Source organism: Chryseobacterium sp. CG10_8, from assembly GCF_058117085.1.
This window is the reverse complement of sequence record NZ_JBYVEB010000114.1, coordinates 1-9,351: the sequence shown is the minus strand read 5'-3', so window position 1 is coordinate 9,351 and position 9,351 is coordinate 1. Positions and strand designations below refer to the sequence as shown.

The 9,351-nt window shown below is 34.3% G+C and carries 10 protein-coding genes; 6 read left to right on the top strand and 4 right to left on the bottom strand.

What is annotated here, in order from left to right; all coding sequences use genetic code 11:
* Nucleotides 1-10: 10 nt before the first annotated feature.
* Both AC4AGG_RS14040 and ruvC read right to left on the bottom strand, forming a co-directional pair.
* Nucleotides 11-1,090: a DUF4407 domain-containing protein gene (locus tag AC4AGG_RS14040; protein WP_489772640.1), complete on the bottom strand. Its 1,080-nt coding sequence runs from the start codon at nt 1,088-1,090 to the stop codon at nt 11-13.
* A gap of 212 nt (nt 1,091-1,302) precedes the next feature.
* A complete protein-coding gene (gene ruvC, locus AC4AGG_RS14035; RefSeq protein WP_489772642.1) occupies nt 1,303-1,857 on the bottom strand; it encodes a crossover junction endodeoxyribonuclease RuvC in 555 nt (184 codons plus the stop codon).
* A 98-nt stretch (nt 1,858-1,955) separates the two neighbouring features.
* On the opposite strand from ruvC, the gene AC4AGG_RS14030 reads away from it, so the two are divergent.
* The 5 genes from AC4AGG_RS14030 to AC4AGG_RS14010 all read left to right on the top strand — a co-directional run bounded on the left by AC4AGG_RS14030 (nt 1,956) and on the right by AC4AGG_RS14010 (nt 7,215).
* Nucleotides 1,956-4,685: a M16 family metallopeptidase gene (locus AC4AGG_RS14030; RefSeq protein WP_489772639.1), complete on the top strand. Its 2,730-nt coding sequence runs from the start codon at nt 1,956-1,958 to the stop codon at nt 4,683-4,685.
* Nucleotides 4,686-4,802: 117 nt separating this feature from the next.
* Nucleotides 4,803-5,126 (top strand): PadR family transcriptional regulator, encoded by a 324-nt coding sequence (locus tag AC4AGG_RS14025; RefSeq protein ID WP_489772638.1) that lies wholly within the window; start codon nt 4,803-4,805, stop codon nt 5,124-5,126.
* Nucleotides 5,123-5,830: a hypothetical protein gene (locus AC4AGG_RS14020; RefSeq protein ID WP_489772637.1), complete on the top strand. Its 708-nt coding sequence runs from the start codon at nt 5,123-5,125 to the stop codon at nt 5,828-5,830. The genes AC4AGG_RS14025 and AC4AGG_RS14020 overlap by 4 nt, the downstream gene beginning before the upstream one ends.
* A gap of 25 nt (nt 5,831-5,855) precedes the next feature.
* Nucleotides 5,856-6,476 (top strand): hypothetical protein, encoded by a 621-nt coding sequence (locus tag AC4AGG_RS14015; protein ID WP_489772636.1) that lies wholly within the window; start codon nt 5,856-5,858, stop codon nt 6,474-6,476.
* 19 nt (nt 6,477-6,495) lie between these two features.
* On the top strand, nt 6,496-7,215 hold the full coding sequence (locus tag AC4AGG_RS14010; protein WP_489772635.1) for a hypothetical protein: 720 nt from the start codon (nt 6,496-6,498) through the stop codon (nt 7,213-7,215).
* A gap of 3 nt (nt 7,216-7,218) precedes the next feature.
* On the opposite strand, the gene AC4AGG_RS14005 is transcribed toward AC4AGG_RS14010, so the two are convergent.
* Nucleotides 7,219-8,136 carry a serine hydrolase domain-containing protein gene (locus AC4AGG_RS14005; RefSeq protein ID WP_489772641.1) on the bottom strand — a complete coding sequence of 306 codons (918 nt, stop codon included), beginning with the start codon at nt 8,134-8,136 and terminating at the stop codon, nt 7,219-7,221.
* A 203-nt stretch (nt 8,137-8,339) separates the two neighbouring features.
* On the opposite strand from AC4AGG_RS14005, the gene AC4AGG_RS14000 reads away from it, so the two are divergent.
* Nucleotides 8,340-8,786 carry a phage tail-like protein gene (locus AC4AGG_RS14000; RefSeq protein WP_489772634.1) on the top strand — a complete coding sequence of 149 codons (447 nt, stop codon included), beginning with the start codon at nt 8,340-8,342 and terminating at the stop codon, nt 8,784-8,786.
* Nucleotides 8,787-8,790: 4 nt separating this feature from the next.
* Here the strand turns inward: AC4AGG_RS14000 and AC4AGG_RS13995 are convergent, their stop codons facing one another.
* A complete protein-coding gene (locus tag AC4AGG_RS13995; protein ID WP_489772633.1) occupies nt 8,791-9,333 on the bottom strand; it encodes a hypothetical protein in 543 nt (180 codons plus the stop codon).
* Between the last annotated feature and the right edge of the window lie 18 nt (nt 9,334-9,351).

Genomic DNA, 9,351 nt, shown 5'->3' with positions numbered 1-9,351 from the left:
AAATTTTTAATTATTTTTTAGGTTTCAAGTTTTCTTTGAAATCATCGATTCTATGCTCAGTCCATGCATTTCCTTTGGCTATTTTTTCTTTAGAATAGAGTCGGAAATCATTTTCTGTTTTTTCAAGAAGATAATCGTAAGGTCCAACCGAAGAAATTAGTTTAACCAACACAGGTGAAATCTCAAGTGCGATAAAAAGTCCCATAATAAACATTGCAGCCAAAGCCATAATTGGAGTGTTTTTGCCCAATTCGTCAAGGGCTTGAAGCCTCGCTGCAAATCCGTTGAACTTGTCTTCAATAGTTTCGGTTTTTCCACGTTCGGTTTCCAGGTTGGAGTAGACTTTTGAGATTTCTTTGTCGAGATAGGCTTGTCGTTCGGCAACTTGTTTTTGATAGTTTTCCAAATCTTGTCGTCGTTGTTCTTTGAGTTCGGACTTTCTTTTTGCATTAGGACCATAGCCTTCTTTTCCGGAAGTAAGACCAGTTTTTGTTCCAAGAATTTCTTTCTCTAATTCTACTGCTGCAGAATCGTAAGAAGCACGATAGTTTGCGATTTTAGAATTGATTTCCTTTTTCTCATCTTCAAATGGACTTGTCTGTTGCAGGATTCTTCCGTTCATCTCAACCTGAAGTTGTTTTTTGTTCCGTTGAATAATAGTGTTAAGTTGTTTGTTAACTTCTTTTTCAAAAATTTTAAGTTCCAAAGGTTTAGAGATAATAATTCCTAAGAAGGTGGCAAGAATTAATCGGGGAATTGCCATCAGGAGTTGATTCCAAAAGGTTCCTGTTTTTTTCATGGAGGAAACAATATATCGGTCGAGGTTGAAAATCATAAGCCCCCACAAAATGGCGAAGCCTACAGAAATCCAAATGTCATCAAATACCGTATATATGGCATATCCAGCTGACAATGTTGCAAAAGCGGCCGTGAAAAGCACTATTCCTCCAATTCCGGCAAATTTATTCCACTCACTTGGCGTTTTTTTCAAAATGTGAAGGTTGGCTCCCGAACACACCATGAGGAACTGCTGAAACCAGTTCATTTGGTGGTTAATATTGTTTGTCGGGTCTATTTTTTGGTGTTGCATTTCAAAATAATTTTTGTTCTATCAATATGTTATAAAAAACGTACCAATGTTACAAATAGTATTAGGTAATACCAAGTAAATTAATTGCTAAAATTTTGTAAAATAGTTTTACAAGGTATGTGTCTGTAAAACAGGATTTTGGATCGAACTACTCTTTCAAAATTTTTTAAATTTTCCTACTCCTTCAAGGAAGGGAAATGAGTATCATCGTATTATTTTAGTCGATCTGGATTTTGTTTTAAAAAACTTGCCCAACCTGTATACGATTTTTCATCGGTCAAACTTCCAGAATTGAAGTGATGACAAACTGCTACTGCCAAGCCATCAGAAGCATCAAGGTATTTGGTGGGGAATTCTTTCAGTTTCAAGAGATTTTGAAGCATCCCTGCAACTTGCTCTTTGCTGGCATTCCCGTTGCCAGTAATTGCCATTTTTACTTTTTTGGGAGAGTATTCGGTGATGGGAATATCTCGATAAAGAGATGCAGCCATGGCGACACCTTGCGCACGCCCCAACTTCAGCATCGATTGAACATTTTTTCCAAAAAAGGGAGCTTCCAAAGCTACTTCATCTGGGTGAAACTCGTCAATAAGGGCCAAAGTTTTTTCGAATATTCTTTTGAGCTTGGTTTCGTGGTTCGGGTATTTTTTAAGAATTAACTCATGAATCGAAATTAATTCCATCTTATTCTTTTTAACAGAAATAATTCCGTACCCCATCACTGATGTTCCAGGGTCGATTCCGAGTATAATTTTTTCGGCTTCCAATTGCATGAGGCAAATTTAAACTTTTAACAGAATACTAACACCTGATTTTTTGATATTTATGGGAAAGCACCTATCTTTAATGAATCAAATTAAAAAAAATGCAAAAAGTCTTTTTAACGGTTGCCCTTTGTTTGATAACAGGGTTTTCCACGCTCTTTTATTGCCAAAAAGAGAATCCGAAATTAGTTTCTAATATTGAGGGAGTTAAGGAGTATTCCCTTAACAACGGAATGAAGGTATTACTAATACCAGATCAGTCCCAAAGCAATATGGTGGTTAACATCGTATACAAAGTGGGTTCTAAGGACGAAGGTTACGGCGAAAAGGGGATGGCTCACTTACTGGAGCATATGCTCTTTAAGTCGACCAAAAATCTTGGAGATATCAAGAAGCAGCTTTCTGATAAAGGAGGAATTGCAAATGGAACCACTTGGTATGATCGGACTAATTATTACGAAATTTTTCCATCAAATGACGAAAATTTGAAATGGTCTATCCAAATGGAAGCTGATCGAATGCTGAACGCTACGATTCTTCAGAGTGATTTGGATAAGGAGTTTTCTGTAGTTAGAAATGAATTCGAAATGGGGGAGAATAGTCCAGTCAGGGTAATGATGCAGAATGTTTTTTCTAATGCTTATATGTGGCATAATTACGGGAATTCAACCATCGGAAGTAGAGAAGATATAGAAAGAGTAAAAGCAGTGACACTTCGTAAATTTTATGAAAAGTATTACCAACCCGATAACGCAATATTGATTATCGCTGGAAAGTTTGATGAGAATAATGCATTGAAATATATTGGTGAGTATTTTTCGAACCTCCCAAAGCCCAATAGAGAATTGGGAGGAACGTATACAGTAGAACCTGCACAAAATGGAGAGAAGTATTTTGAAATCAAAAGAAATAATGATAGTCAAATTATAGCGGTAGGTTATCATACTGCTGCATATGCGGACAAAGATTATGCAGCTTTGGATGCGCTTAACGAGATTCTTACCGCAGATCCTTCAGGGTATTTATATAAAAGTTTGGTGGAAACTCAAAAGGTTTCAAGTATTTGGGCATTTAACCCAACAGTTCGAGATCCTGGATTGATGTATTTTAATTTTGATGTTCCTAAAGACAAAAATCTTGATGCAGCCGTCCCTGCAGTAAAGACAGAGTTAGATAAAATTGCAACAACAAAGTATACAGAGGACGATCTAAAGAGAGCTAAATCTAAGCTTTTGAAAAATATTGAAAATAATAAAAATAACACGATTGATTTTGCAATTGGATTAACGGAAATTGTTGGAGCAGGAGATTATAAACTTGGATTTTTGTACCGAGATAATGTTGAAAAACTTACTCTTGCTGATGTTGATAGAGTAGCTCAAAAGTATTTTAAAAGCAATAATAGAACGATTGGGGTTTTCCGTCCATCAGAAAACGAAGAAAGAGTGACACCTGCTGAGTTTAGAGATAATCAGATTGCTGCATTGACTAATAATTATGTGGGAAAAGCTGCTGAAAAAGAACCAGCTCCTTTTGAAGCAAGTATAGCAAACCTTAAAAGAAACCTTACCGAAGGTAGTCTTTCTAATGGGATGAAATATGGTCTAATAAATAAGGAAATGAAGGGCGAAAAAGTCCAAGGTACTTTCCGACTAATGATTGGAAACGAGAAGGATTTAGCTGGAAAATCTACAGTTGGGAATTTGACCGCATCTTTATTAAGTGCAGGAACCACAACCAGAACTAAGGAGCAAATTAAAGATCAGCTGGATCAAATGAAATCTAATATTTGGTTTTTTATTGATGGGCAGAATTTTTACATCAACCTGAGCACGTATAAGCAGTATTTTCCTCAAGTAATGGAAATACTGAAGGATATGCTGTCTAACTCTACATTTCCTGAAAGCGAATTAGCGAAGACTGTAATTGAGACTAATACTTGGTTGGAAGGTCAGATTAAAGATCCGCAATCAATTGCATATAATGAATTGCAAAGATTGGTTTCACCTTATCCTCAAAGTAGTATTTTCTATGTAGCAGGACTTCAAGAACAGATTGATAATAATAAGAAGGTGACTCGAAATCAAATAGTAGATTTTTATAAAAATATTCTAGGCGCTAATAATGGCTACGGAACATTGATTGGTAATCTTGATTCCAAAGTAGTTTCAACCGAATTAGAAAAGACTTTTGGAAAATTTAATAGTAAATCTTCTTATGTAAAAGTGCAGCCAACATTTTTTGACACGAAAAAAGTTGACAAAAATATAGTTACGCCAGATAAGGAAAATGCAGTTGCTGTGGGAAGCTTAAGTTTCAAAATGAAACAAGATAATCCAGATTATGCTGCATTGGTTTTAGCAAATGAAATGCTAGGAAGCGGAGGGTTTCTTTCTGCAAGGATTCCGCAGAGATTACGTGAAAAAGAAGGGATTTCTTATGGAGCAGGATCCTATATTGATGTGCCAATTACCAACGAAGTTTCTTCTTGGGGATACTATGCAATTCTAAATCCTACAAAACGTGATGCCGTAGAGAAAGCGATGAAAGAAGAAATATTTAAAGCAATTAAAGATGGTTTTACTCAAGAGGAACTTGATACTAACAAGAAAAGTTACGCCAATCAGCGCGAGACCATGCTCGGAATGGAAGATACTTTAATTAATTTGGTTAATACTAAGTTACAATTTGGAATTCCACTTGATAACTATGATCAGCAAAATGCAAAAATTCAGGCTCTGAAATTAGATGAGGTAAATAAAGTCCTGAAAAAGTATTTGTCATTAGACCGTCTGACATCGGTTTATGCAGGAGATTTCAATAAAAAATAAATAGATTATATTGATAGACTTTGGAATCCGAGATTGAAGAATCTCGGATTTTTTTTGAAAAAAGAATAATACATAAGAAAATTATGTATACATTTGTAATGCATAAGAAAATTAGGCATGAAGAAGAACGCATTATATAAAGGTACTTTACAGAATATTATTTTGAAATTATTGGCTTCTGAGGTCAAAATGTATGGCTATCAGATGACCCAACGTGCCAAAGAATTAACCAAAGGAGAGCTGGAAATGACCGAAGGAGCGCTATATCCTATTCTTCACAAGCTAGAAAGTGAGGGAATGATTGAGTCAGAAATTCAGCAAGTCAATGGTCGCGATCGCAAATATTATTTGTTGACTGAGAAAGGCAAAAGGCAACAAGTAACGCAGGAACAGGAAATGAAATCGTATATCCTTAACCTTAACACGATTTTTAATATATGATAACTCCAGAACAACATACTAAATTAGCTAATTTTCTTTTGAGAAAAAATTTGCCGATTGATTTACTCTTGGAAGTTAAGGATCATATGGTTGAACAAATCGATACAAAGATGCAAAATGAGCATAAGGATTTTGAATCTTCGTTCTCTGAAGTAGAAGAGATTTGGAGTGATGATTTAGAAATGAAAAGGAATTTGTTTTGGAAAAAAACAACTAGATTTCAGAGAAAAGTAAGTCGCCAGACGGAGAAAGAAAATCTTCAAAAAACGCTTTGGATCTCTGCTGTTTTTATAACATTGAATGTCGTTTTAAATTATTACAATGTAGAGATTCTTTTTTACTTTGACTTACTGTGCTTTAGTATGCTGACTTTGTTTGGGGTGTATTTAATGATTTTTAATTTCAAGGCAATAAGAAAAGCTAATAATCATACCAATAATTATAGTTATCTACAAGGGAATGCGAGATTACTGAATATAAGCACCATTTTTATTTTTTCGTTTATTCTTATTAATTATGAAAACAGATTCAATAAATTTCATTATGCTTTATCAAATGTTTTAGAGTTTAACCGTTTTAGATTGGACGATTTCATGCCATTACTGCTTTACTTTTTATATTTTTTCGGGTGGTTTTTGGGAGTTTTTTATTTTAATCAGTTTAAGATTACTTTGGAGCAAATTAAAAAAAGAGTTAGAATTTAGTTTTAAGATTTAAATTTCAAAAGTCATGACCGAAACACAACTTAATGAAGTCCGTAATTATTTGCTAAGCAAAAAGCTTCCCAATCATCTTTTAATCGAACTACAAGATCATTTTATCAATCAAACTGAACTTTTCCTTCGAGAAGGAAAAGGTTTCGAGGAAGCCCTACTTGGAACTAAACTTTTATGGAAGAAAGACTTACAAATGGTTAAGGCCGATTGGTTTTCCTTTAAAAGTATAACCCGGATCGAAAAGCAGTATTTCCAAAAAATGAATCAAAATGTTTTGCGTAACGCGCTAATATTTTCAGCAATGGTTTTAGTAATTTCTTTATACTTCAATTATGTTTTTACCCCTGTTTTTTTGGCTTTGGCGATTGTTGTCGCAATTATGGGATTGGTTGCTTTGATTATGAAAAAAGTAAAATTCAATGAGTTTTTGTTTATAGGTTTTCAGCCTGTTGTTCTTAGGTTATTCGCTTTCTGGTCGCTTGTAAGTCTTTTCGCTCCAGTGGTTTCAGAGATTAGTATTTTTAGTCATATCAAGTTCAGTCCATTTATTAATTCATTAATGTGGGTGTCTCTTTCGGCAATGCAAGTACAGCTCTGGTTTTTAACCATCAGAGGTAAAAAAGTGTTTCTATAAATTTTAAAGGTTTTAATCCATGACAGATTCTCAACTCACTGAAATCCGCACCTATCTCCTTGATAAAAAGCTCCCAATAGATATCATGCTGGAAGTTCAAGATCATTTTGTTTCTCAGATTCTTGATTTGCAAAGGGAAGAAAATTTGAGTTTTGAGGAGGCTTTTGAAAAAGTACAAGATTTGTGGCATCAAGAGCTGAAACCTTATTGGGATGGAAGTTGCGATTTGGAAGATGCTTCGCCTTTGGTCAGGAAAATGCGTCGTCAAGCCAATCTTGCAATCTTTAAACCATCTATCAAATACGCTCTTTCGATTGTTTTGGGTTTATTAATTTTTGCTCAATTTTTACCATCCAACATATTTGCGGTTCTTTTGCTGTCTACTTTTGTAGTGTCTTCTTTCTATCCAATTTTCAACATATTTTGGAGGTATAAAATTTACAAATTGACTCGTCAATATCAGAAATATCAACTTTCTTCATATCAGAATTTCATAGGTTTTTCTGGGGCAGGTTTTTATCCAATTTACCTTTTGAGCAGCTCTTTAGTTGATGATCCTTCAAAAGTAGGACAACTTTTTCAATTTCATGAATTTGAAGATCAGTGGTTTATATTTTTTATTTTTGTTTTGAGTTTGATCTTTTTAATCGCAGGATCTATTGCAACAATTCTGGCTCAAAGAAAATTCTTAAATCAGGTAGAAAAGATAAAACCGTTTCTTCAGTATTTGGAAGTCTGATATCTACTTTTTGATTGTCCCAAGCATGGTCAACTTGGTTTTGGTAGAGACTTCTTCAATAGCATCGGTTTGCTTCATAACCTGGATGTGCGGAACGAAAATATTATCGATTCCGTTACTTTCATCGGCTATATTTGATAAGACAATTACCGAAGTTTTGGTTTCGGGGTAATAAATATTAAGCGAAGGAGAACCTTTCACATAGCCTGTGTGGAAGTACGACTTTGGAGCAGTAAGATTGGTCATAAGTCCATAGCAGTAGCCCACTTTTCCGAGAATAGGATGGTCTCTTTCTGCTGATTTTGTTTTGAGTTTTTTTAAAGATTCTGGTTTTAGGATTTTACCGCCATAAAGAGCATTGTTCCATTTGTGAAGATCTTCTACGGTTGATAGGATTCCGCCGGCGGGAGTTCCGATGTCATTTCTTGCCAGTCGTTCTGGCATACTTGTAATAATTTGTAAGTTTTTTGGAGTTCCAATATGCGCACCAACGAAGTCTTCCTCATCAAAATCAGTTGGGGTATAGGAGCTATTCATTCCAATCCTTTTAAATAAATTATCTACATTTTCTTGATATGATTTTTTGCTCACTTTTTCTATGATTTGTCCCAAAAAACGATATCCTTTGTTAGAATAATTAAAGCCTTTTCCACTTTTGAATAATAGCTGGTTTCCAGAATCACTAAGTCCAGAAGTGTGATTTAGAAGTTGGTGAATGGTAATGTCTTGGTATTCTGCTTTCCGAAATTCGGTTAAATATTTTGAAACTTGGTCAGAAGTTTTTAAGTCACCTTCTTCTTCCAGAAGTAAAGTTTGCACTGCGGTAAACTGTTTGGATAAGGAACCTATAGCAAAAACTGAATTTTCGTATAATTTTTCTTTGCTTTTGAAATTTTTATATCCATTTACTTTTTCATTAATTAATTCATTTGTTTCGAGTTGTTAGATATTGTAAGAAACTCAGATGTTTCTACACATTTGGATATTTGATAATTTTTTAACTGTTTTCGATTATATTTTTGGCATATTTTTAATAATAGAACGTCCTGTTCGGTTTATTTTTAATATTGGCACTTTATTTGCGATTGGAAAGCACTAAATAATAAAAAAAACACTTTTAATAAATGAAACGATTTCTAATGAGTTTATCAGTACTGCTTTTTATGGGTTATGGATACTCGCAGGCTGGTAAAGCAGGGATTAATACTAACGACCCGAAAGCTACTTTGCACATCGACCCAAGCAGTAAGACTGCTCCAACTGGTAAAGATGGTGTTTTGGTACCTGTCATCAGTGCTTTTCCAACTACTAATCCAACAAGAGCTAACGAGCTGGTATATTTGAAAGGGCATGCCGTATTGTCAGACTCTTTTTATTATTGGGAAGGAACCAAATGGATACTAATACCATATAATATGGATAGGACGGTAGATTTGTCAGTATACGATTTTGTTGGAAAAGGGATGATTACGGATCCTACAAATCCGGCACAAAAAATACTTAATTTCACAAATTACTATCACAAGACAGCTGATGGATTTTCCATTAACTCTAATAAAAATATCTTTTAGATGCCTAATTCAATAAATTTTTTCTTGAAACTAAATGCAAAGAGGAATCTGAATAGATTTTATTAGATTTTGTTCCTCTATAACTAATTTTGATAATGTTGTTTTCGTTGAGTGCTGATTCAGGAATGATTATTTCAAAGTTATTGCGAGCATCTATTTCCCCTTCGTAAACTTTGTTTTTCGTCACTAAACGAATTCCTAAATTTTCAATATTAAGACTATCAAGTGAGATTCTACCATTAATTTTTAGAAGGTTATCAGTTACTTTTTGATATGGAGTGTGATGAACGGTTTGATTTGATGTGCAGGCAAGAAAACTTATAGAAATGGCAATTAATACACTTGAAGCCATATTTTTCTTATTTGAACACATCCTTCCACACACTCTATCCTTGGAATTTTCAATAATACTTTGGATTTCAGAAGTCGAGGATTCGGTCAAATCCAAAACTTTTTTAGAGCATTTATCACAAAACCGGCCACCTGAAACTTCGTGCATATTGTCCCAAGATTCTTCGCAAGGATTTTGAATTTTTATAAATTTCATCAAAAGTATTTTTTATAA